Genomic DNA, 270 nt, shown 5'->3' with positions numbered 1-270 from the left:
ATTCCAGGCCTGTGGAACGGCATGGTCATGACCTTGAAGCTGATGGTCATGGGCGTGGTCGGCGGCATCATCATCGGGACCATCCTGGCCCTGATGCGCTTGTCGTCCAACAAACTGCTGTCCCGCGTGGCCGGCGCCTACGTGAACTACTTCCGCTCGATCCCGTTGCTGCTGGTGATCACCTGGTTCTACCTGGCGGTGCCGTTCGTGTTGCGCTGGATCACCGGTGAAGACACCCCGATCGGCGCGTTCACCTCCTGCGTCGTGGCG

1 protein-coding gene is annotated in these 270 nt (G+C 62.2%); it reads left to right on the top strand.

What is annotated here, in order from left to right; translation table 11 throughout:
- On the top strand, positions 1-270 hold a 270-nt coding region (locus tag AAEY79_RS15015), incomplete at its 3' end, for an ABC transporter permease subunit (protein WP_352289218.1).

The sequence above is a fragment of the Psychrobacter sp. GW64-MNA-CIBAN-0177 genome, assembly GCF_040309585.1.
Classification (GTDB): Bacteria; Pseudomonadota; Gammaproteobacteria; order Pseudomonadales; family Moraxellaceae; genus Psychrobacter; species Psychrobacter okhotskensis.
The sequence above is the reverse complement of the archived record's forward strand: the minus strand, read 5'-3'. Positions and strand labels throughout refer to the sequence as shown.